We start from the raw sequence: 21,908 nt of genomic DNA, 5'->3' as shown, positions 1-21,908 counted from the left end.
ACATGACCACCACACAGAACTCGACCGGCACGGGCACGGCGAACCGCACGGGGCTTTATCTCGCAGGCCTGCAATTGGTGTTCACGCTGGGCTGGACGACCTACGTTGTCTACCTGCCAAAGCTGGCCGCAGAGGTCGGCATCGCGCCGTCCGCCGTGATCCTCATCCTGATGCTGGATCAGGCGATCTTCACCATTGCGGACACCGCGATGGGAATCGCCGCCGACAAGCTCGCGCCCCATGTCGGCAGGCTCGGCCTGTTCGTCGCCCTCGTGACCGCGATCTCCTGCGGCGCCTTCGTCGCGCTTCCGTTCGTTGCCGGAGCCGGTGCGGCGGCGCAGGGCTGGTTCATCGCGCTGATCGTGATCTGGTCGATCACGTCCTCTGCGTTGCGGGCGCCGCCTCTGACCTTGCTCGGCAAGTACCGCGCCAAGCCGCAAGTGCCGTTCCTCGCCGCGCTGACCATGCTAGGCTACGGCGTCGCCGGCGCGCTCTCGCCCTATCTCGGCGTGGTGCTGCGCGAGCACGATGCGCGGTTGCCGTTCGTGATCTCCAGCGTGGTGCTGCTCCTGACCGCGCTCGGGCTGTCCAGGATCGAGCACGACGTGGCGCGCGACACCGTGCCGCCCACACCGGACGAAGCGGCAGCACCGCTCGGTCTCGTCCCGATCACCTTCATCGTCGCGATGGTCGCGCTCGCACTCGGCTACCAGCTGCACTTTGCCATGAACAGCGCGCCGTTCTATCTGCGCTTTGCAGCTCCCGGCGACCTGCAATGGCTGATGCCGGTGTTCTGGATCGGCTTCAACATCGCGATGTTTCCGGCAAGCCTCGTCGTCAAGCATCGTGGCGGCCTCGTCGTGATGGGTGCCGCGGGCTTGTTCGGTGCGGTGGCGATTGCGGCGGCCGAGTTCGCCGGCAATCTCAACATGCTGATCGCCGCGCAATTTCTCGCCGGAGCCGCGTGGGGTTGCATGCTGATGAGCGCGGTCTCGGCTGCGCTCGCGATCGGCTCGACCGGCGCTGAAGGCAAGGTCACGGGCCTCGTCTTCTCCGCGCTCGCCCTCGGCACCTTCGCGCGGATGGCGGCGGTTGCCGGCGGCCTGCAGAAGATGCCGGAATACGCGCCGCTGCTGCACTGGGCGCCGGTCGCCTGCTGGTCGGTCGCAGGCGCCGGTCTGCTGGTGATTGCAGCCGCGCGGCTACAGGGAGCGTCCGGCCTCAAGGCTTCGGCGGGTGAATGAAAGCCCACGGGCTGACTTCGGAATCCCTGGGCACCTCGACTGAAATCAGCACCGGCCCGCCGTGGCCGAGCGCCTTCTCCATCGCCGCCTTGAACTGCTCCGGCGCGGTGACGCGCGCCGCGGCGACGCCAAAGGATTCCGCGAGCTTGACGAAATCCGGATTGATGAGGTCGGACGCCACCACGCGGCCATCGAAATGCTGGCGCTGGTCGCGGCGGACATTGCCGTAGGCGTTGTTGTTGAACACCAGCGTCACCACGCCGATGTTGAACTGCACGGCGGTGGCAAGCTCCTGCACGCCGAACATGAAGCCGCCGTCCCCGGTGATGGCCACCACCGGCTTGTCGGGATTGGCGACCTTGGCGCCGAGCGCGGTCGGGAAACCCGAGCCGAGCGTGCCCTGGTAGCCCGAGGTGATGAAGGTGCGCGGCTGGTACACCGGAAAGCCGTACCAGGAGGCGAAGCCGACCTGCGATAGTTCGTCGGTGACGATCGCGTTCGCCGGCAGTACCTCGCGCAGGATGTTGAGATAGGCCATCTGCGGCTGGACCCGCTGGATCTCGGCTTGCGCGGCCGCGGTGGCCTCGCGGATCGTGGCGCGCCGTCCGGAGGTCTTGCTGTAGCCGGCCTTGCCCACGGCGGCAGCGAGATCGCGGGTCGCGGCCCTGGCGTCGGCGACGATCGCAGTGTCGGACGAGAACCGCCGCATCTCGACCGGATCGATGTCGATGCGGATGCACTTCAGGCCAGCGGGCCGATACGGCCAGCGCGACATGGTCGGCAGCTCCAGCCGCGTGCCGATGCCGATCATGAGATCGGTGTTCGGCCACAGCCTGTAGGCCGCGGCCATGGTGAGCCCGAGCTCGTGCGCATTGGAGACGATGCCGCGGCCGCTACGGAAGGCGACCACGGGCGCATCGATCATCTCGGCGAGTTCGAGGATCTCCTCACCCGCTTCGATCGCGCCGCTGCCGACGAAGATCATCGGCGCCTTGCTGGTCCTGATGAGCGCGGCGGCCTGCTTGATCATATCAGGATCGGGCTGCGGCGCCGGCAGCGGCTCCAGCACCTGCGCAGGCACTGTTGCCGCGCGCTGCGTGAAGACGTCCCAGGGCATCTCGACCGAGGCGGGGCCGCGCCGTCCCGACATCATCTCCTGGAACGCGCGTGCCACGATCGTCGGCGCATTGCCGGGATATTCGATGCGCTCGGCCCATTTCACATAGGTGCGCAAGGTTGCGAGCTGGTCCGGCATCTCATGCAGATGGCCGCGACCCTTGCCCAGGAACGAAGTCGGCACCTGGCCGGTGACGCACAGCACCGGCTCGTTGCAGCCGAACGCGGTGAGCAGCGCCGCGCTGGCATTGAGCACGCCCGGGCCGGGTACCACGCTGAACACGCCGGGCCGGCCGCTGGAGCGCGCATAGCCGAATGCCATGTAGCCGCAGGCCTGCTCGTGCCGCGCGCCGATCACCTTGAGCTGGGCCTGGTGGAAGGCGTCGAACAGGCCGTAGACCTGCGCGCCGGGCAGGCCGAACACGGTGTCGACGCCGTGGGCGACAAGCCCGCTTACGATCGCTTCGCCGCCGGTGAGGCTGGTCATTTGGCTATTCCATTTCGCTTGTTGTTCAGGCTTCGTCGACCACGCCGTTGCGCAAGCGTCCGATCCCCTCGGCCTCGACCTCGACGATGTCGCCGGGCTTCAGATATCGCGGCGGATCGAACCGCGCACCCGCGCCGGTCGGCGTGCCCGTGACGATGATATCGCCGGGGACGAGGGTTGCGAAGGTCGAGATATAGTTCAGGAGATAGCGGAACGAAAACATCAGCCGGCTGGTGCGATCATCCTGTCTGAGCTCGCCGTTGACATGCGTGGTGAGCCTGATGTCGGCGACCTGCGATTCCCGCGTGTAGGGCACGAGCCACGGGCCGAGGCTGCCGCTGGAATCGAAGTTCTTGCCTTGCGTCACGTTGAACTTGGCGTGGCGCAGCCAGTCGCGCACCGAGCCCTCGTTGCAGAGCGTCAGCGCGGCGATGTGGTCGAGCGCGCTGCTTTCGGGGATATGCCGGCCTGGCTTGCCGATCACCAGCACGATCTCGCCCTCATAGTCGAGCTGCACCGAGGCGCGCGGGCGCACCAGCGGCGTGTCGTGCCCGACGAAGGAGCGGGGCGAGCGCATGAACATGCTCGGATATTTCGGCGCCTCCTGGCCATCCCTGTATTCGGCGTTGCGGTCCGGATAGTTGACGCCGATGCAGATGATCTTCTCCGGCGCGGGTACCGGCGGCAACGAGGTAATCTCGCTGAGTGCGTGAACCGGCGTGCGACCAGCGGCTTCCTCTGCAAGGCTCACGAGCTTTCCGGACGCGATCACCTCGCGCAGCGTCGGATAGGTCTGGGCATAGCGCGCGGAGAGATCGACGATGCCGCCCTCCAGGACGGCGCCATAGCTGACATCACCCTTGACGGAATAGGTGGCGAGACGAGGCAGCTTCATCAATCCGCCACCAGCACATCGGCCACGAATTTCGGCTCGCGCACGGCCTGCCCCGTGAACGGCGAGCCCTGCTCGAACCAGGAACGCGGGGCAGGGGCGCCCCACAGCGTCTGACGGCGCGGATCGCGCAGCGACCAGCGCAGCGGCTCGTGGTCGTGGTCCCCGGTGAAATAATCGCTGGTGTAGAGCTCGAGGCGGTGTCCGTCGGGATCGCGCACATAGAGGAAGAACGCGTTCGAGATGCCGTGGCGTCCCGGACCGCGTTCGATGTTCTTCACGAAGCCCTGCGAAGCCATGACGTCGCAGAGATGGATGATGTTCATCGCCGTCGGCGTCCAATAGGCGAAATGGTGCAGCCGCGGACCCTTGCCGTTGGTGATGGCGAAATCGTGGACATTGCCCTTGCGATGCATCCAGGCCGCGGCGATGCGCCCGTCCGGCCCGTCCTCCTCGGCATATTCGGTGAGGCGAAAGCCGAGCCGGGCGTAGAATTCCATGGTGTCCTGCACTTCGGCGGCGAAGACGTTGAAATGGTCGAGCCGCTGCGGGTGGCAGCCCCGATAGAGGTCGTAGCGGCGCAAGAGATGCGGCCGCCGCTCCATCGCCGCGTAGAGCTCGATTCTAAAGCCGAAGGGATCGGTGAATTGCAGCGTGCGGCCCTGGAACGGCTGGTCGACGAAGGCGTAGGCGAGGCCGTTCTCGGACAGGAACGCGGCGGCCTTGTCGAGATCTTTGTCGTTGCCGACCTTGAAGCCGAGCCGGGCGCAAGCCGGCGCGGCGGCTTTCCGTAGCACCAGGGAGTGATGCTGGTGCTCCTCGGCCGCGCGCAGGTACACGACCTCGTCGTCCGCGTCCTCGACATGCAGGCCGACCATGCTTTCGTAGAACTCGCGGCTCAGCTTCAAATCGGTGACGTCGAGCACGACGTGGCTCGAGCGAATGATGTTGAACGGCGGCTCGAAGACGTGTTGCGGTACCGGCATGTGCGTTTCCCCTCTCTCGGCTTCGTCATTCCGGGGCGTGCGAAGCACGAACCCGGAATCCATTCATCCACCAACTCTGCTGCTCGATGGATTCCGGGTTCGGCTCTTCGGGCCGCCCCGGAATGACACCGCCGCTAAATTCCCAGCTTCTGAATCTTGTGCGTGCCCCGCGCCAGCGAGACGTGCTTGGTTTCCATGTAGAAGTCGAACGAATAATCGCCGCCGTCGCGCCCGATGCCTGAAGCCTTCATGCCGCCGAACGGCGTCGGCAGGTGGCGGACATTCTCCGAGTTCAGCCAGATCATGCCGGCCTCCAGCGCATCGGCAACGCGCAGCGCGCGTCCCATGTCATTGGTCCAGACATAGCCGGTCAGACCGTAACGGATGTCGTTGGCGATCTCGACCGCGTCCGCCTCGTCGCGGAACGGCAGCACGGTGAGGAACGGCCCGAACACCTCCTCCTGCGCCACCCGCATCTTGCCGTGCGCCCCGGTCACCAGTGTCGGCTCGACATAATGCCCGCCGCCGGGCCCGTCATAGGCCTTGCCGCCGACCGCGATCGTCGCGCCGTCCTGGCGCGCCACGTCGAAATACGAGCAGACCTTTGCCAAGTGCCGCTCGTGGATCAGCGGGCCGATCTCGGTGGCGGGATCGAGGGGATGGCCGACCTTGAGCGCCTTCACCCGCGCCGTCAGCTTCTCCACGAATTCTTTCGCGATGCTCTGCTGGATCAGCAGGCGGCTGGAAGAGGTGCAGCGCTCGCCGTTGAGCGAGTAGATCATGAACACGACGGCATCGAGCGCGCGGTCGAGATCGGCATCGTCGAACACGATCACCGGATTCTTGCCGCCGAGTTCGAAATGCACGCGTTTCAGCGTGGGCGCGCCCTGCATCATGATGGCCGAGCCGGTCGCGCTCTCGCCGACGAAGCCGATTGCCTTGATGGCGGGATGCTCGGTCAGCGCCTTGCCCGCTTCCTCGCCGAAACCGTGCACGGTGTTGAGCACGCCGTCGGGGACGCCGGCTTCCTTGACGAGCCTGGCGAGAATGGAGGCCGTCACCGGCGACCATTCGGCCGGCTTGTGCACGACCGTGCAGCCGGCCGCAAGCGCCGGGGCGATTTTCCAGGTCGAGAGCATGAATGGCGTATTCCATGGCGTGATCACGCCGACCGGGCCGATCGGCACCCGCGTCGAGACGTTCCAATGCTCGTCGCTCGGCGTGTTGAGGCCGTCGCGAGCTTCTGCGCATTTGTCGGCGAAGAAGCGGAAATTCTCGGCGGCGCGGATCGCGGCCTTGGCCATGAAGCGATAGGCCTGCCCGGTATCGATGCATTCGAGTACCGCGATGTCCTCCGCATTGTCCTCGATCGCGTCGGCCACCCGATGCAGCAGCTTCTTCCGCATGGCCGGACCCATGTCGCGCCAGGACTTGAAGGCGAGCGCAGCCGCAGTCGCCGCCGCGTCGATATCCTCGGCCTTGCCCCGCGCGACACTGGCGAGCACGGCACCATCGACCGGCGACCTGGTCTCGAACGTCTCGCCGGAGATCGAGGCGACGGTCTTTCCGTCGGTCATGTGACCGATGCCGTCCGCGCGCAGAGTCTTCAAAAGCGGCGCGAGGCGGTCACGGTTGGCCTGGAACAGATCGGCTTTCGGCGTGGGCTTATCCATGAGCGGTCTCCGCTTTCAGGGCGTCGTGAATGTTGTTGCGCTTCCAGCTGGTGTCCTTGTCGTTGATCTGCATGTCGAACGACAGGGCGAACTTGCTGGCGGCGAAGACGGGATCGAGATGTCTTGAGAGCGCCTGGAAGACGTGCTCGCCGGCCTTCTGGCGGGTAGGCAGGTCGCGGCCCTCGCCGATGCGCAGCACCATGTCGAGAAAGCCGTAATCCTGCTTTGCATCCGCAATCGCATAGTGCTCGCAGCGGATGGCACGAACGCGGATGCCGCCGAGCGGGAAGATACCGGTCTCGCTAGCTGCCTTGCGCACGACCTCGCACACCGCGGCGATGTCGAGGCGGCCGTCGAGATTGGCCGAATATTCGATGGTGAAATGCGGCATCGCGGTTTCACTCCCTGTCTTCAGGCGAAGTAGCAGCTGACCGAGCCATAGGCGCCATAATCGGCCTGGATTGTGTCGCCCTTGCGGGTCTCGATCGGACGGATGAACGAGCCGGCGAGCACGACCTGGCCCGGCTCGAGCGCCAGCCCAAGCGGGGCGATCTTGTTGGCGAGCCAGGCGACGGCAGTCGCGGGATGGTTGAGCACGCCGGCGGCAAGGCCGGTCTCTTCCAGCTGGCCGTTCTTGAAGCACAGCGCTCCGATCCAGCGCAGGTCAGCATCCAGCGGGCGGATCGGCCGCCCCCCGAGCACGATGCCGGCATTCGCCGCATTGTCGGCGATGGTGTCGAAGATCTTTCGCGTCGCCTTGGTCTTGGGATCGACGCGCTCGATCCGTGTATCCAAAATCTCCAGCGCCGGCACCACGAAGTCGGTGGCGTTGAGCACGTCGAATAGCGTGCAGTCGGGCCCAGAAAGGCGCTTGCTCATGACGAAGGCGAGCTCGGCCTCGACGCGCGTCGCGATGAAGCGCTCGGTCGGCACCAATCCGCCATCGGCGAAGAACATGTCGTCGAGCAGCACGCCGGAATCCGGCTCGTCGATGCCAAGCGCGCTCTGCATCGCCTTCGAGGTCAGGCCGATCTTGTGGCCTTTGACCATGCGCCCCTCGGCGATCTTGACGTCGACCCAGGCCTTCTGAATCGCGTAGGCCTCCGCGATGCTGATGTCCGGGAAGTCCTGCGAGAGCTGCCGGATCTGCGTGCGGGTCTTCTCCGCCTGGTGCAGACGCCTCGCACAAGCTTGGATATCGTCGTTGGAAAGCGCCATTTGTGATCTTACAAATCGTGGTGCCGCGAGATACTTAACATGTTAAGTGAATGCGTCAAACACAAATTCGGCTTGCTGCACTGCAAACGTTTTGCGGCTTGAAAGGGCGTCATGACGAAGAAATCCGCCGATCCCGTCAACGGTCACCCGCCTGCTACGCGCCAGGTGCCGATGCGCGATTTCTCGCGTTCGCTGCCGATGTCGCTGCTGCGGGCCCGGGAAGCTGTGATGCGGCAGTTTCGTCCCTCGCTGCGCGAGCACGGCCTGACCGAGCAGCAATGGCGCATCCTGCGCGCACTGGCGGCGATCGAGGCGGTCGAGGTCACGGAACTCGCGCGCACCGCGTTCCTGCTCGGGCCGAGCCTGTCGCGCATCCTGCGCGACCTCGAGGCGCGCAGCCTGATCGAGCGCAAGACGGCGAAAGCGGACCAGCGCCGCAGCATGGTCTCGATCTCGAAGGAGGGGCTGAAGCTGATGGCCTCGGTCGCGCCGACGTCGGAGGCGATCTATGCCGAGATCACGCGGCGTTTCGGCGCCCGCAAGCTCGCCGAATTGCAGGAGATGCTCGGCGAACTCGAACGGAGCCTTGCGGGGCTCGGCAGCACCGATGATACCCTCGCGGAGGGATGAACCCTGATATGCGTGCGTGCGCGGCGAGAGCCATGGACATTGACGCTTTTTTTCGCTCAAAGTGCGGCCCAACCCGATCCGCGGCGAAGTGAGAGCAACAGGGAAGGAAAGGCAACGTGGCCAATAAAGTCAAAGAGATCTGGAAGTCGGGCAAGGCGGTCGTCAACGCGTGGCTTGCCATTCCCTCCGGCTTCTCGGCCGAGATGATCGCGCAATGCGGCTTCGACAGCGTCACGGTCGACATGCAGCATGGCGTGCAGGACTATCTCTCGATGGTGCAGTGCTTCCAGGCCATGGACAAGCATCCGGTCACCCCGATGGTCCGCGTGCCCTGGAATGAGCCCGGCATCATCGGCAAGGTGCTCGACGGCGGCGCCTATGGCGTGATCTGCCCGATGGTCAACACGCCGCAGGAAGCCCGGAACCTGGTCTCCTATTCGAAATATCCGCCCAAGGGCGTGCGCTCCAACGGCCCGATCCGCGCCGGCATGTACGGCACCGCCGGCTCCTATCAGAAGACGGCCAACGACGAGATCGTGCTGCTGCCGATGATGGAGACGCGGACCGCCGTCGAGAACATGGAAGCGATCCTCGACGTCGAAGGCATCGACGGCGTCTATATCGGCCCGTCCGATCTCGGCTTCTCCTATGGCCTCGAGCCCAAGCTCGACCGCAGCGAGCCCGAGATTCTCGCGATCTACGAGAAGATCATCAAGGAGTGCGGCAAGCGCGGCCTCAACCCGGGCATCCATTGCAGCGGCGCCGAAGGCGCGGCGCGCGCGATCAACATGGGCTTCAAGCTGGTGACGCTGTCCAATGAAGTCGGCCTGATGACGACCTACGCCAAGATGCAGGTGAACGCCACCCGCAAGGAATCGGGCGGCAAGGCCTGAGAAACTCGCGAATGGCGAATGGGGAGTAGCGAATAGGGCTACTCCCTTTTCCATTCGCCACTCGCCATTCGCTATTCGCCTCCAAAGGAGACCCGCCATGACCATCAGCCCCGTCATCCGCCTGCATCCCGATGATGGTGTGGTGATCGCGCGCGCGAGCCTGCCGCCGGGAACATTGGTGGCCGACGGCGTGACTACGGTCGACCGCATCCCCTCCGGCCACAAGGTCGCGATCAAGCCGATCGCGGTGGGCGAGCCGGTCAAGCGCTACGGCCAGATCATCGGCTTTGCCACGCAAGCGATTGCGCCGGGCCAGCACGTGCACGTGCAGAATTGCGGAATGGGTGATTTCGCCAAGGACTATGCCTATTGCGCTGACGTCAAGCCGACGCCGAACTTCGACCTGCCGGCGACCTTCGAAGGCATCCGCCGTCCGGACGGCCGCGTCGCCACGCGCAATTATATCGGCATCCTCACCTCGGTGAATTGCAGCGCGCATGTCGCCAGCCTCGTCGCCGACGTCTTCAAGAAGAATCCGTTCACCGGCGACAATCCGCTCGCTGACTTCCCCAACGTCGACGGCGTGGTTGCGCTGACCCACAAGACCGGCTGCGGCATGACACAAAACGAGCCGCTGGCGTTGCTCCGCCGCACACTCGGCGGCTATGCGCGGCACGTCAATTTCTCGCACGTCATCGTGCTCGGTCTCGGCTGCGAGGTGAACCAGATCGGCGGCCTGATGGAAGAGCAGAAGCTTGCCGGCCGCCTGCGCGCGATGGATATCCAAGAGGTCGGCGGCACCCGCAAGACGGTCGAAGCCGGCATCGCCTTCGTGCGCGAGGCGCTCGCCGATGCCAACAAGGTCAAGCGCGAGACGGTGCCGGCGAGCGAGCTCACCGTGGCGCTGCAATGCGGCGGCTCGGACGGCTATTCCGGCGTGTCGGCCAATCCTGCGCTCGGCGCGGCCAGCGACCTCATCGTGCGTCACGGCGGCACCGTGATCCTGTCGGAGACGCCGGAGACCTACGGTGCCGAGCATCTGTTGACGCGCCGCGCTGTCAGCCGCGAGGTCGGCGAGAAGCTGGTCGACCTGATGCGTTGGTGGGACGAATACACGACGCGCGAAGGCGCCGAGATGAACGCCAATCCCAGCCCCGGCAACAAGGCCGGCGGCCTCACCACCATTCTGGAAAAGTCACTCGGCGCGATGGCGAAGGCCGGCACCACCAACCTCGTCGAGGTGCTGCGCTACGCCGAGCCCGTCACCAAGAAGGGGTTCGTGTTCATGGACACGCCCGGCTACGACCCCGTGGCCGCGACCGGGCAGGTCGCAGGAGGTGCCAACCTCGTCTGCTTCACCACGGGCCGCGGCAGTGTGTTCGGCTGCAAGCCGGCGCCCTCGATCAAGCTCGCCACCAACACGCCCATGTACAAGCGCATGGAAGAGGACATGGACGTCAATTGCGGCACCATCCTCGAAGGCGAGGAGAGCGTCGAACAATGCGGACAGCGCATCTTCGAACTCATCCTCAAGACGGCCTCGGGCCAGCCGACCAAGAGCGAGAGCTTTGATTTCGGTGGCGCCGAGTTCGCGCCCTGGGTGCTTGGCGCGACGATGTAGTCGCGCGTCGCGCGAGCATCGCCGCGCAGCCCAATCAAGCGCCGCCGGTATCCGATGATCGCAACCGGAATCGGAGCGCGTGTGGCGATCCGAAATGCAACGGCCGTTCGCTAAGTAATGATACGGAGGTGGGCGCCTGCCGCAAAAAGTTCCCGGCTTACACCTGGTTAATATTGTTGTCGTAGACACGAGGGTGATGCGGCTTCACAGCGTGGTGGGGCCGGCGTGATTTGAGGATCGAGCCGATGCAAGCGATACGTCCCACTGGGGTGGAAAATCTCCTCGGTGAGGAGGAGCTGATCGTATCGAAGACCGATCTCAAAGGCCGCATCACCTACGCCAACGACGTCTTCATCCGCATGGCGAAGTACTCGTGGAAGGAGCTGATGGGCGCGCCCCACAGCCTGATCCGCCATCCCGACATGCCGCGCGCCGTCTTCAAGCTGCTCTGGGACACGCTGCAGTCCAAGCAGGAGATCTTCGCCTACGTCGTCAACCTAGCGAAGGACGGCAGTCACTATTGGGTATTCGCCCACGTCACGCCGACATTCGACGAGCGCGGCAACATCGTCGGCTATCACTCCAACCGTCGCAAGCCGGATCCCGCGCAGATCGAGCGCATCAAGCCGATCTACAAGACGCTGTGCACTGAGGAGGCGCGGCATGCCAATGCCAAGGAGGGCATGCAGGCGAGCTTCGAGGCGATGGTCGGGCTGCTCAAGCAACAGGGTGTCGGTTACGATGAATTTGTGCTCTCTCTCTAAGGCGCAGGGAGCAACCGCGCTCGCGTGTGGTCTTGCCGTCCTTGCGTTCGTTCTCTCGCTTCTCGGCATGACCGGGATCGCGAGTGCCGCTTCTCTCGGCGCGACGATCGCGCTCTCCGGCTATGCCGTCTGGTGCCAGCACCGCACCGCGATTGCCGTCGACGAGGTCGCCGCTGTGTGCCGCAAGGCGGCGGGCGGCGATCTCGAGGCGCGCATCCTCAGTGAGCGGCAGGCCGGGCGCATCGGCGCCATCCAGAGATCAGTCAACGACATGCTCGACATTACCGATGCGCTCCAGCGGGAAGCTTCGGCATCGATGGAGTATGCTAGCCGCGGCAAGTATTTCCGCAAGATCCTGGCGCGCGGATTGCCCGGCTCGTTCCGCCGCTCGGCGACCGTCATCAATGCCGGCACCGACAGTCTCGGCCGCCGCGTCGTCGAGATCGCGGACCTCGCCAGGCGGTTCGGCACGCATCTCGATCAGGTTGCGGGCACGCTGATGGGCGCCGCGACCGATCTCGAATCCGATGCCGGCCAGATGGCGGCGGCGGCGGAGAAGACCAGCCTGCAAACCTCCGGCGTGCTCTCCGCGTCCGACCAGGCCTCGCGCAACGTCGCCACTGTCGCCAGCGCCGCCGAGCAGCTCGCATCGTCGATCGCCGAGATCAATCGCCAAGTGGCCGGCTCGACCGCGAGCACGGGACGGGCGGTGAACGAAGCCAATCGCGCCGGCAGCGAGATCCGGAGCCTTGCGGACGCCGCGATGCAGATCGGCGACGTCGTCAAGCTTATCAGCGAGATCGCCTCGCAGACCAACCTGCTCGCGCTCAACGCCACCATCGAGGCGTCGCGGGCAGGGGACGCCGGCCGCGGTTTCGCGGTGGTGGCCTCCGAGGTCAAGAGCCTCGCCAACCAGACCGGCAAGGCGACCGAAGAGATCAGCGCCAAGGTCGGCGAGATGCAGCAATCGACCACCAATTCGGTCGCGGCCGTCGAGGCGATCTCGCAGACCATCGCCGAGATCAACGGCATCACTGCCTCGATTGCCGCCTCGATCGAGCAGCAGGGCGCGGCGACGCGCGAGATCGCCCGCAACGTTCACGAAGCTTCCGCCGGCACCTTGCAGGTCTCCTCCAACGTGACGGGCATCAGCGAAGCCGCCGCCGACACCGGCCGCGTCGCTGCCCGCGTCAACAGCGCCTCCGAACGCGTCCACGGCGAAGTCGAGACGCTCCGCCGCGAAGTGACCCAATTCCTGCAAAGGCTGACCTCGGCGGCGTAGGGCTTTCAAACCCTCTCCCCTTGTGGGAGAGGGTGGCTTCGCTGAAAGCGAAGCCGGGTGAGGGGTCTCTATCCTCACGAGCGGTTTTGCGGGTTGAGAGAGACCCCTCATCCGGCGCTTCGCGCCACCTTTTCACAAGGGGAGAAGGGAAGAGCCTCGCCGGCGCGGCCCAATAACAACCACCATCACCCGCCCCGCACCTTACCTAGGCACCCCGTGCCCGTTGTTAGTGCTTGATCGCGTTGACCTCAGGTGTTCTGCTCAAAAAAGCTGCTGGAGCACCGCATCCCGTGTCGATCTACGTCGCGCTACACCACGTCACGCACTACAAATACGACCGCCCGATCGACCTTGGCCCGCAGACGATACGGCTGCGGCCGGCGCCGCATACGCGCACGCCGATCCTGAGCTATTCGCTCAAGGTCACGCCTTCCAATCATTTCGTGAACTGGCAGCAGGACCCGCAGGGCAACTGGCTGGCGCGCTACGTCTTTCCGGAGAAGACCACCGAGCTGAAATTCGAGGTCGACTTCACGGCGCAGATGACGGTGGTCAACCCGTTCGACTTCTTCGTCGAGCCGTATGCCGACAGCTTTCCGTTCGACTATCCCAAGGATCTGAAGACGGAGCTCGCGCCTTATCTCGAGACCATCAAGCCCGATCGCCTGTTCGCCAAGTTCCTCGATTCGATCCCGCACGAAGCCCCGAACACGGTCAATTTCCTGGTCGACCTCAATCGCGAGATCCAGAAGAAGGTCCGCTACATCATCCGCATGGAGCCGGGCGTGCAGACGCCGGAGGAGACGCTTGTCTCCGGCGCAGGCTCATGCCGCGACTCCGCCTGGCTCTTGATCCAGACCTTGCGCCATCTCGGGCTCGCCGCCCGCTTCGTCTCGGGCTATCTGGTCCAGATCCGTCCCGACATCGATCCGATCGAGGGGCCGCCGGAAGTCGAGAACGATTTTACCGATCTGCACGCCTGGGCCGAGGTCTATCTGCCCGGCGCGGGGTGGATCGGATTCGACGCGACCTCGGGCATGCTCGCAGGCGAGGGGCACATCCCGGTCGCAGCCACGCCGCACTACCGTTCGGCGGCGCCGATCTCCGGCGGGGCCGGCTTTGCCGAGGTCGAGTTCTCCTTCGACATGAGCGTGAGGCGCATCCGCGAGGCGCCGCGCATCACAAAGCCGTTCTCCGACGAATCCTGGGCGCGCCTCGACGATCTCGGCGAGCAGGTCGATGGCGATCTCGCCAGCGAGGACGTGCGCCTCACCATGGGCGGCGAGCCGACCTTCGTCTCGGTCGACGATCTCGAGGCCGGCGAGTGGAATACGGAGGCCGTCGGCCCGACCAAGCGCGCGCTCGGCGACGATCTGATCCGCCGCCTGCGCACGCGCTTCGCGCCGGGCGGGCTGCTGCATTACGGCCAGGGCAAATGGTATCCGGGCGAGAGCCTGCCGCGCTGGGCCTTCGGCCTCTATTGGCGCAAGGACGGCGTGCCGATCTGGAAGAACGCCGATCTCATCGCCAGGATCGAGAATCCCAGGAGACCGGAGGTCAAGGATGCCGAGGCCTTCATGGAAGGCACGGCGGCGCGACTCGGCGTCGACCTCGGCTACATCATGCCGGCCTATGAGGATCCCGCCTATTGGCTGCAGAAGGAAGCGGAGCTTCCGGTCAATGTCGATCCCACCGATTCCAAGCTGTCCGATCCCGAAGCGCGCGCACGCATGGCGCGGGTGTTCGACCAGGGCCTGAATACGCCGCGCGGCTTCGTGCTGCCGATCCAGCGCTGGAATGCACCTCCGCGCTGGCGCAGCGAACGCTGGCCGCTGCGGCGCAATCATCTGTTCCTGACGCCGGGCGATTCACCGCTCGGCCTGCGCCTGCCGATCGGCTCGCTCGGTCACGTCCCGCCCAACCAATATCCCTACATCGTCGAGCAGGACCCGATGGAGCCGCGGGGCAGGCTGCCGGTGTTCACCCGCATGGCGCGTCCGCCATCGCCGCCGCGTACGGCCCCCGAGCATCTCAACACCGCTATACCCGTGCGCACGGCGATGGCCGTGGAGATCCGCGACGGCCTGATCTGCGCCTTCATGCCGCCGGTCGAGCGCATCGAGGATTATCTCGAGCTGATCTCGGCGCTGGAAGACACCGCCGAGGAGATGCAGCTTCCGGTCCATATCGAGGGTTACCCGCCGCCGTTCGACCCGCGCATCGAGGTGATCAAGGTGACGCCCGACCCCGGTGTCATCGAGATCAACATCCAGCCGGCCAAGAGCTGGCGCGATGCGGTCGAGATCACCACCGGCCTCTACGAGGATGCGGCCAAGGTCCGCCTCGGCGCCAACCGTTTCTTGGTCGACGGCCGTCACACCGGCACCGGGGGCGGCAATCACGTCGTGGTCGGCGGCTCCTCACCGCAGGACTCGCCGTTCCTGCGCCGGCCCGATCTTCTGAAGAGCCTGGTGCTGTATTGGCAGCGCCATCCGGCGCTGTCCTATTTCTTCTCCGGTCTTTTTATCGGCCCGACCAGCCAGGCGCCGCGCATCGACGAGGCGCGCCACGACAGCATCTACGAGCTCGAGATCGCGCTCTCGCACGTGCCGCCGCCCAGCTACCAGACGCCGCTCTGGCTGGTGGACCGGCTGTTCCGGCATCTATTGGTCGACATCACCGGCAACACCCACCGCGCCGAGATCTGCATCGACAAGCTCTATTCGCCGGAAGGAACGACGGGCCGGCTCGGCCTCGTCGAATTCCGCGCGCTCGAAATGCCGCCGGATCCACGCATGTCGCTGGCGCAGCAGCTCCTGATCCGCGCGCTGATCGCAAAGTTCTGGCGTGAGCCGCTGAGCGGCAAGTTCGTGCGCTGGGGTACCGCGCTGCACGACCGCTTCATGCTGCCGCATTTCATCTGGGAAGATTTTCTCGACGTGCTCGGCGAGCTCAAGCAATCGGGCTATCCGTTCGAGCCGGAATGGTATCTGGCCCAGCTCGAATTCCGCTTCCCCGCTTTCGGCCGCATCCACCATGGCGGCGTGACGCTGGAGCTGCGGCAGGCGCTGGAGCCCTGGCACGTGCTCGGTGAGGAGGGCTCGGCCGGCGGCACCGTGCGCTATGTCGATAGCTCGGTCGAGCGGCTCCAGGTCAAGGCCGAAGGCTTCGTCGAGGGCCGCCATGTCGTCACCTGCAACGGCCGCCGCCTGCCGATGACCCCGACCGGCCGCTCCGGCGAGGCTGTGGCTGCCGTCCGCTTCAAGGCCTGGCAGCCGGCCTCCGGCCTGCACCCGACCATCCCCGTGCACGCGCCGCTGACCTTTGACCTGATCGATACCTGGAACGGCCGCTCGCTCGGCGGCTGCGTCTACCACGTCGCCCATCCTGGCGGGCGCAACTACGACACCAAGCCGGTCAATACCTACGAGGCCGAGGCCCGGCGGCTGGCGCGCTTCCAGGACCACGGCCACACCCCGGGTCCGATGCAGCCGCCGCCCGAGGAACGCACAAATGAATTTCCGCTGACCCTCGACTTGCGGACCCCGCTCCTGCAATGAGTATGATGGTGGGGGAGGGAAAGGCCCATGGGCGAGGGCGCAGCCGAAGACAACGACCAGGCGGGCAGGGCAAATGCCCAGCAGCGGATTGCGCAGTGGGTCCGCGACTATAGCCGCCTGCCCGGCATCCCCGACGAGTTCCTGGGGCCCGACGGTGCGCCGCGCGCGGTCTGGAGCCGCTTCTTCGACGCCTTCGGCGCGCTGGCGCCCGACGAGATCGAGCGCCGCTTCGGCATGGCCGATCGCCATCTCCGCGAGGCCGGCGTCACCTACCGCGCGCCCGGCGATAGCGCCGACCGGCCCTGGTCGATCAGCCATCTGCCGCTTTTGATCGACGAGGCCGACTGGCAGCAGCTTTGCGCCGGCATCACCCAGCGCGCCGAGCTGCTCGAGCGCGTGCTGCGCGACATTTATGGCGAGGGGCGCCTCGTGGCCGAAGGCGCGCTCCCGGCCGCGGCGATCGCCGGCAGTCCCGAATATCTCCGTCCGGTCTGCGGCGTGCCGCCGCCCGGCGGACGTTATCTCTCGATCTATGCCGCCGATGTCGGCCGCGGGCCCGACGGCCGCTGGTGGGTGCTCGGCGACCGCACCCAGGCGCCATCGGGTGCGGGCTACGCGCTGGAGAACCGCCTGGTGCTGTCGCGCGCCTTCTCCGATCTCTACAAGTCGATGAACGTGCCGCGCGTCGCGCCGTTCTTCGAGGCATTCCGCGACAGCTTGCGCGCGCGCGCCGATCGCGACGAGCCCAGGATCGGCGTGCTCACCCCCGGCAGCTTCAGCGAGACCTATTTCGAGCACGCGACGCTGGCGCGCTATCTCGGCTTCCTGCTGGTCGAGGGCGACGATCTCGCGGTCAGCGACGACCGCGTCCACATTCGCACCGTCGCCGGCCTGAAGCGGCTGGATGTGCTGTTGCGCCGGGTCGATTCCAACTCGCTCGACCCGCTCGAGCTCGATGCCTCCTCGCGGCTCGGTGTGCCCGGCCTGATCGACGTGCTGCGCAAGGACGGCGTCGTCGTCGCCAACATGCCAGGCTCGGGCGTTTTGGAGGCGCGGGCGCTGCTCGGCTTCCTGCCGGCGCTGAGCCGCCGCCTGCTCGGCGAAGACCTGAAGATGCCGCACATCGCGACCTGGTGGTGCGGCCAGCGCGTGGCGCGCGACGAGGTGCTGGCGCGGCTCGAGGAGGTCGCGATCGAAGGCGCCTATCGACGCGGCGTTCCCGGTTTCGACAGCAATGGTCCGGTGCTCGCGAGCGAGCTCGACGTCAGCGCCCGGCAGCGCTTGATCGATGCGATCAGCGCGCGCGGCATGGACTATGTCGGCCAGGAGGTGGTGCGGCTCTCGACCATGCCGGTGTGGGAGCACGGGCAGCTCACGCCGCGCCCCTTCGTGCTGCGCGTGTTCGCCGCCGCCACGCCGGACGGCTGGGCCATCATGCCCGGCGGCTTCTGCCGCATCGCCGAGCAGCCGGACGCGCGCGCGGTGTCGATGGGCGACGGCGCGCGCGCCGCCGACGTCTGGGTCGTCTCCGACAAGCAGGTCGCGACCGCGACGCTCCTGCCGGCGACCGACAAGGTGCGCATCCGCCGCATCGCTGGCGTGCTGCCCAGCCGCGCCGCCGACAATCTGTTCTGGCTCGGCCGCTATCTCGAGCGCGCCGAGGCGACGCTGCGGCTGCTGCGCGCCTTGGGCTCGCCGAGCGGGCCGAACAAGGGCACGGCGGCCTCGGTGCAATCGGCCGAACGCATCCAGCGCCTCCTTGTCGCCTGGGGCGCGGTCTCGCAATCCTCGCGCACGGCCGCGGGGCGTATCGTCGCCGAAGCGCTGCAGGGCGCGGAGCGTTTCGGCTCGGCCCTGTCGCTGGTGAGGGCGGCGCAGCGCACGGCGACCTCCTTGCGCGAGCGGCTGTCGCCCGATGCCTGGCAGGTGATCACCGAGATGGCCGAGCGCCTCGCCATCGAGGTGGAGGACGACGACAGCGTGCTGAGCGCCGCCGAGCTGACCTTGCAGGAGCTGGCGAGCTTCGCAGGCCTCGCGCAGGAGAACATGAACCGCGCCGCCGGCTGGCGCTTCCTCGACATCGGCCGCCGCATCGAGCGCGCCATCAACACCACGCGCTTCACCCGTCAGTTCGCCTATGACGAGGCCGGCGACGAGGATCTCGACATCCTGCTGACGCTGGTGGATTGCCAGATCACCTACCGCTCGCGTTATCTGCTGGCGCCCATTCTGGCCCCGGTGCGCGACCTCGCGGTGCTCGACGGCTACAATCCGCGTTCGGTGGCGTTTCAGGTCACGACGCTGAACGAGCACATTGCGGCGCTGCCGAGCCTGAAGGAGCATGGCCTGATCGAGAAACCGCAGCGTCTCGCCGTGGCGATGCAGGCGATGCTCGCGACCGCCGAGGCCGAGAAGCTCGAGGTCAAGACGCTGTTCGCCCTGGAGCAGGATCTGCTCAGCCTCGGCGAGGCGATCGGGCAGCACTACTTCCCGCACGGTCCCAATGCCAGCCGGCCGGAAAAGCTGACGGGGCTGGCGTGATCTACGACATCCGTCACGTCACCACCTACGAGTACGAGAATCCCGTCAGCTTCGCCCGCTGCACGCTGCGGCTGGAGCCCAGAAGCGGCGGCGGCCAGGAACTGATCTCGCACGAGGTCGAGATCCATCCGCGCCCGGCCGAGCGCAATGTGCGGCGCGACTTCTTCGGCACGTTGACCGAGAGCGTGACGATCGAAGCCGCGCATCGCAATCTGCGCATCGACTCGCGCTCGCGTGTCTCGGTGTCGCGCAAACCGCCGGCGCGAGATGCGGTCAGCCCGCCCTGGGAGAGCGTCCGCGACACCGCGTTCGAAGCCACCAGCCTCGGGCCGTCCTCGCCGGTCGGTTATGTCTTTGCCAGCCCCCTGGTGCCGGTGCTGCGCCCGGTCAGCGCCTATGCGGGGATGAGCTTTCCGCCCGGCGCGGGCATCCTCGCCGGCGCCGTCGACCTGATGCGACGCACCCGCGGCGAGTTCCGCTACGATCCGAAGGCGACCGTGATCTCGACACCGCTCGAGGAAGTCTTCGACAAGCGTCACGGCGTCTGCCAGGACTTTGCCCATGTGATGATTGCCGGGCTGCGCGGGCTCGGCCTGCCGGCCGCCTATGTCAGCGGCTATCTGCGCACCATTCCGCCGCCGGGCCAGCCGCGGCTGCAAGGTGCCGACGCCACCCATGCCTGGGTGTCGCTCTGGTGCGGGGCCGAGCTTGGCTGGATCGATCTCGATCCGACCAACGATCTCCTCGTCGGCAACGATCACATCGTGCTCGCAATGGGACGCGATTTTTCCGACGTCTCGCCGGTCGACGGCATCATCGTCGGCTCGCCCAAGCAGAAGCTCGGCGTCGCCGTCGACGTGCTGCTGGTGGAGTAGGGTGGGTACTCAAAGAGTCGGCTTATGACCCCGTTGCGGAAGTTGACGTGAGCTGTGCGGCCGCGCGGCTCAATCACACACTTCCGCTGTGCCCTCCCACCGCGTACTCGTACGACAGTGCCTTCTGTCCGACAACCGGACCTTACCAGCCGGCAGCCCGGGATCAGATAGTTGATGCAGTCCAGTTCGGTGCCATGCCCGGCGTAATAGACCACCGCGACCTCGGCATCGCGCGCCTTACTGCCAAAGTCGCGCAGCGTCCTGCGCATCTCCGAAACATTGAGTTCGAGCTTGATGTTAACATTATCGAACCCGGCCCTCCTGCATGCCGGCGACTAATGCGGCATCGTTCGTGGGGTTCGCCAGCTTCGCGCCGAGTTACCGATCACCAGCGCGCCGCGCTTTTCAGCGTGTGCGGAGCTATAGCCCAACCAGACTGCACAATATCAATAAGGCGATTAGCCGAAGCAGGCCCTAGCGCCGTGTCGGGAACACGGACGAACTTCTGCCGGCGGCGATTCGCTGATTTAATTGTTAGACCTGTTATTAATATTGTCATTATACTAATAACTGGCAGACTCGGAAGAGACAGATAGGTCTAAATAGTTGCGATGCGCGCCTGCAGCAGCACTACTTGCCTCCGTCAACGTTGTTTAGTTGGGACGTCATCGGCCGGGGAGACTTATGCAAGAGAGAGCAAGCGCCGCCAATCGGCTACCGGTCACCGTGCTCAGTGGATTTCTGGGTTCGGGGAAGACGACATTGCTCAACCACGTGCTGAGGAATCGCGGGGGCCTCCGAGTTGCAGTCATCGTCAATGACATGAGTCAGTTGAACGTAGATGCGGATCTGGTTCGCAACAGTGGCGCGAACCTATCGCATACCACCGAAACACTCGTGGAGCTCAGCAATGGTTGCATATGCTGCACGCTGCGCGACGATCTCCTGGTGGAGGTCAGGCGGTTGGCCGAGGAGCGGCGCTTTGACTATCTTCTGATTGAAGGGACCGGGATTTCTGAACCTCTCCCTGTCGCGGCAACTTTCTCCTTTCGCGACGAAGCCGGCGTCTCGCTCTCCGATCTTGCGAAACTCGACACGATGGTGACCGTCGTGGACGCGACGGACTTGCTCGCCAAGTATAGCAGTCGCGATCTTTTGCGCGACCACGGCGAGCTACGTGATGCCTCCGACGTTCGTACGGTCGTCGATCTCCTAGTTGAGCAGATCGAATTCGCTGATGTAGTCGTCATCAACAAGGTGTCAGAAGTGACCGAGGCGACGCGAGCGGACGTGCGCAAGGTGGTTGCCGCGCTCAATCCCCGGGCACGCACAATCGAGACCGACTTTGGCGACGTTCCTCTCCACACAATTCTTAACACCGGCCTCTTCAATGAAGCCAAGGCTGCGACACATCCTCTCTGGAACAAGGAGCTGTACAATCCCGCTTGCCATGTGCCGGAGACCGAGGAGTACGGCATATCCAGTTTCGTCTACTTGGAAAGACGTCCGTTCGATCCCGTCAGTCTCTTGTCCTTTCTCAATAAACCCTGGCCAGGCGTATTGCGCGCCAAAGGACATTTTTGGCTTGCGACCCGCCCGGATTGGGTGGGTGTTCTCTCCGTCGCAGGGATGCAGCGTCGATGCGAGCCCATGGGACATTGGTGGGCGACGGTCCCGAAGTCGACGTGGCCAAGCCATCCTCAGGTCCAACAACATCTCGATCACCAATGGGACAACACCTGGGGCGATCGCCGCCAGGAGCTTGTGTTCATCGGTTCAGGCATGGACGAAGTGTCCATCCGAGCTTCGCTGGATGCCTGCCTTGCCGATTCGGAGAATGGGTTCGATCCCCAGAGTTGGCGCAATCTCAGCGATCCCTTTCCGCCCTGGCAATATCCTGATCACGTAAGCTAGGCGGCGCCGGGCGCTTTGCATTTTAGCTACATCAAGACGGCCAGATGGCGAGTATGTGATATGAAAAATCTTGATATTTAATATTTAATAAGTTAAAATGTGCGCTTTAATTCGGCGGAATTGAATTTTGGGCAATCATGGCAGCCGCTACCAGTAACGGTGCAACCGCAGCCGAAAGGCAGATCGAGCAGTGCGGCTTCCCGCTCGCCTAC

At 65.3% G+C, this 21,908-nt stretch carries 16 protein-coding genes and 1 pseudogene; 10 read left to right on the top strand and 7 right to left on the bottom strand.

Annotation, left to right across the window (positions count from 1 at the left end):
- The first annotated feature begins 2 nt into the window (after positions 1 to 2).
- Positions 3 to 1,244, top strand: coding sequence for an MFS transporter (locus I6F28_RS06825; protein ID WP_225139537.1), 1,242 nt, complete (start codon positions 3 to 5; stop codon positions 1,242 to 1,244).
- Here I6F28_RS06825 and I6F28_RS06820 read toward each other — a convergent pair.
- The 6 genes from I6F28_RS06820 to hpaH all read right to left on the bottom strand — a co-directional run bounded on the left by I6F28_RS06820 (position 1,222) and on the right by hpaH (position 7,616).
- The gene (locus I6F28_RS06820) at positions 1,222 to 2,847 is read right to left on the bottom strand and encodes a thiamine pyrophosphate-dependent enzyme (RefSeq protein WP_225139536.1); all 1,626 of its coding nucleotides are present in this window, start codon (positions 2,845 to 2,847) and stop codon (positions 1,222 to 1,224) included. The two genes, I6F28_RS06825 and I6F28_RS06820, sit on opposite strands and share 23 nt — an antisense overlap.
- A gap of 25 nt (positions 2,848 to 2,872) precedes the next feature.
- A complete protein-coding gene (locus I6F28_RS06815; protein WP_225139535.1) occupies positions 2,873 to 3,742 on the bottom strand; it encodes a fumarylacetoacetate hydrolase family protein in 870 nt (289 codons plus the stop codon).
- Positions 3,742 to 4,725 carry a 3,4-dihydroxyphenylacetate 2,3-dioxygenase gene (hpaD, locus tag I6F28_RS06810; protein ID WP_109144450.1) on the bottom strand — a complete coding sequence of 328 codons (984 nt, stop codon included), beginning with the start codon at positions 4,723 to 4,725 and terminating at the stop codon, positions 3,742 to 3,744. Before hpaD ends, I6F28_RS06815 begins: the two co-directional genes overlap by 1 nt.
- A 134-nt stretch (positions 4,726 to 4,859) precedes the next feature.
- Positions 4,860 to 6,398, bottom strand: a complete 1,539-nt coding sequence (gene hpaE, locus I6F28_RS06805) for a 5-carboxymethyl-2-hydroxymuconate semialdehyde dehydrogenase (RefSeq protein WP_225113529.1) — start codon at positions 6,396 to 6,398, stop codon at positions 4,860 to 4,862.
- On the bottom strand, positions 6,391 to 6,789 hold the full coding sequence (locus I6F28_RS06800; protein WP_225139534.1) for a 5-carboxymethyl-2-hydroxymuconate Delta-isomerase: 399 nt from the start codon (positions 6,787 to 6,789) through the stop codon (positions 6,391 to 6,393). The genes hpaE and I6F28_RS06800 overlap by 8 nt, the downstream gene beginning before the upstream one ends.
- Before the next feature lie 20 nt (positions 6,790 to 6,809).
- The gene (hpaH, locus tag I6F28_RS06795) at positions 6,810 to 7,616 is read right to left on the bottom strand and encodes a 2-oxo-hept-4-ene-1,7-dioate hydratase (protein WP_225139533.1); all 807 of its coding nucleotides are present in this window, start codon (positions 7,614 to 7,616) and stop codon (positions 6,810 to 6,812) included.
- Between the two features lie 111 nt (positions 7,617 to 7,727).
- Between hpaH and hpaR the strand changes: the two genes are divergently transcribed.
- The 8 genes from hpaR (at position 7,728) to I6F28_RS06755 (ending at position 19,782) form a co-directional block, all read left to right on the top strand.
- The gene (gene hpaR / locus I6F28_RS06790; RefSeq protein ID WP_057027114.1) at positions 7,728 to 8,246 is read left to right on the top strand and encodes a homoprotocatechuate degradation operon regulator HpaR; all 519 of its coding nucleotides are present in this window, start codon (positions 7,728 to 7,730) and stop codon (positions 8,244 to 8,246) included.
- Positions 8,247 to 8,362: 116 nt separating this feature from the next.
- A complete protein-coding gene (locus tag I6F28_RS06785) occupies positions 8,363 to 9,139 on the top strand; it encodes an HpcH/HpaI aldolase family protein (protein WP_100230151.1) in 777 nt (258 codons plus the stop codon).
- Positions 9,140 to 9,236: 97 nt separating this feature from the next.
- On the top strand, positions 9,237 to 10,760 hold the full coding sequence (locus I6F28_RS06780; RefSeq protein WP_225139532.1) for a D-arabinonate dehydratase: 1,524 nt from the start codon (positions 9,237 to 9,239) through the stop codon (positions 10,758 to 10,760).
- A 245-nt stretch (positions 10,761 to 11,005) separates the two neighbouring features.
- Positions 11,006 to 11,524: a PAS domain-containing protein gene (locus tag I6F28_RS06775; protein ID WP_036006163.1), complete on the top strand. Its 519-nt coding sequence runs from the start codon at positions 11,006 to 11,008 to the stop codon at positions 11,522 to 11,524.
- Positions 11,502 to 12,806 (top strand): methyl-accepting chemotaxis protein, encoded by a 1,305-nt coding sequence (locus tag I6F28_RS06770; RefSeq protein WP_225139531.1) that lies wholly within the window; start codon positions 11,502 to 11,504, stop codon positions 12,804 to 12,806. The genes I6F28_RS06775 and I6F28_RS06770 overlap by 23 nt, the downstream gene beginning before the upstream one ends.
- A 290-nt stretch (positions 12,807 to 13,096) precedes the next feature.
- Positions 13,097 to 16,366: a transglutaminase family protein gene (locus I6F28_RS06765; protein ID WP_225139530.1), complete on the top strand. Its 3,270-nt coding sequence runs from the start codon at positions 13,097 to 13,099 to the stop codon at positions 16,364 to 16,366.
- A 27-nt stretch (positions 16,367 to 16,393) separates the two neighbouring features.
- Positions 16,394 to 18,907 carry a circularly permuted type 2 ATP-grasp protein gene (locus I6F28_RS06760; protein WP_036023056.1) on the top strand — a complete coding sequence of 838 codons (2,514 nt, stop codon included), beginning with the start codon at positions 16,394 to 16,396 and terminating at the stop codon, positions 18,905 to 18,907.
- The gene (locus tag I6F28_RS06755) at positions 18,904 to 19,782 is read left to right on the top strand and encodes a transglutaminase family protein (RefSeq protein WP_036023057.1); all 879 of its coding nucleotides are present in this window, start codon (positions 18,904 to 18,906) and stop codon (positions 19,780 to 19,782) included. The genes I6F28_RS06760 and I6F28_RS06755 overlap by 4 nt, the downstream gene beginning before the upstream one ends.
- A gap of 158 nt (positions 19,783 to 19,940) precedes the next feature.
- Here the strand turns inward: I6F28_RS06755 and I6F28_RS06750 are convergent.
- Positions 19,941 to 20,213, bottom strand: a pseudogene (locus I6F28_RS06750) (caspase family protein); the annotation flags it as partial.
- A 253-nt stretch (positions 20,214 to 20,466) separates the two neighbouring features.
- On the opposite strand from I6F28_RS06750, the gene I6F28_RS06745 reads away from it, so the two are divergent.
- On the top strand, positions 20,467 to 21,696 hold the full coding sequence (locus I6F28_RS06745) for a GTP-binding protein (RefSeq protein WP_036023058.1): 1,230 nt from the start codon (positions 20,467 to 20,469) through the stop codon (positions 21,694 to 21,696).
- The last annotated feature ends 212 nt before the right edge of the window (positions 21,697 to 21,908 follow it).

Origin of the sequence: Bradyrhizobium sp. NBAIM14 (genome assembly GCF_020193895.1) — a bacterium.
GTDB classification, from domain to species: domain Bacteria; phylum Pseudomonadota; class Alphaproteobacteria; order Rhizobiales; family Xanthobacteraceae; genus Bradyrhizobium; species Bradyrhizobium yuanmingense.
Note: the sequence above shows the minus strand (reverse complement) of the source record. Positions and strands in the feature narration are given on the sequence as shown.

Bases quoted from the DNA above. Each gene is read 5' to 3' on its own strand.
- I6F28_RS06825 (WP_225139537.1), top strand. From the start codon at position 3: ATGACCACCACACAGAACTCGACCGGCACGGGCACGGCGAACCGCACG.
- I6F28_RS06820 (WP_225139536.1), bottom strand. From the start codon at position 2,847: ATGACCAGCCTCACCGGCGGCGAAGCGATCGTAAGCGGGCTTGTCGCC.
- I6F28_RS06815 (WP_225139535.1), bottom strand. From the start codon at position 3,742: ATGAAGCTGCCTCGTCTCGCCACCTATTCCGTCAAGGGTGATGTCAGC.
- hpaD (WP_109144450.1), bottom strand. From the start codon at position 4,725: ATGCCGGTACCGCAACACGTCTTCGAGCCGCCGTTCAACATCATTCGC.
- hpaE (WP_225113529.1), bottom strand. From the start codon at position 6,398: ATGGATAAGCCCACGCCGAAAGCCGATCTGTTCCAGGCCAACCGTGAC.
- I6F28_RS06800 (WP_225139534.1), bottom strand. From the start codon at position 6,789: ATGCCGCATTTCACCATCGAATATTCGGCCAATCTCGACGGCCGCCTC.
- hpaH (WP_225139533.1), bottom strand. From the start codon at position 7,616: ATGGCGCTTTCCAACGACGATATCCAAGCTTGTGCGAGGCGTCTGCAC.
- hpaR (WP_057027114.1), top strand. From the start codon at position 7,728: ATGACGAAGAAATCCGCCGATCCCGTCAACGGTCACCCGCCTGCTACG.
- I6F28_RS06780 (WP_225139532.1), top strand. From the start codon at position 9,237: ATGACCATCAGCCCCGTCATCCGCCTGCATCCCGATGATGGTGTGGTG.
- I6F28_RS06775 (WP_036006163.1), top strand. From the start codon at position 11,006: ATGCAAGCGATACGTCCCACTGGGGTGGAAAATCTCCTCGGTGAGGAG.
- I6F28_RS06770 (WP_225139531.1), top strand. From the start codon at position 11,502: ATGAATTTGTGCTCTCTCTCTAAGGCGCAGGGAGCAACCGCGCTCGCG.
- I6F28_RS06760 (WP_036023056.1), top strand. From the start codon at position 16,394: ATGGGCGAGGGCGCAGCCGAAGACAACGACCAGGCGGGCAGGGCAAAT.
- I6F28_RS06745 (WP_036023058.1), top strand. From the start codon at position 20,467: ATGCAAGAGAGAGCAAGCGCCGCCAATCGGCTACCGGTCACCGTGCTC.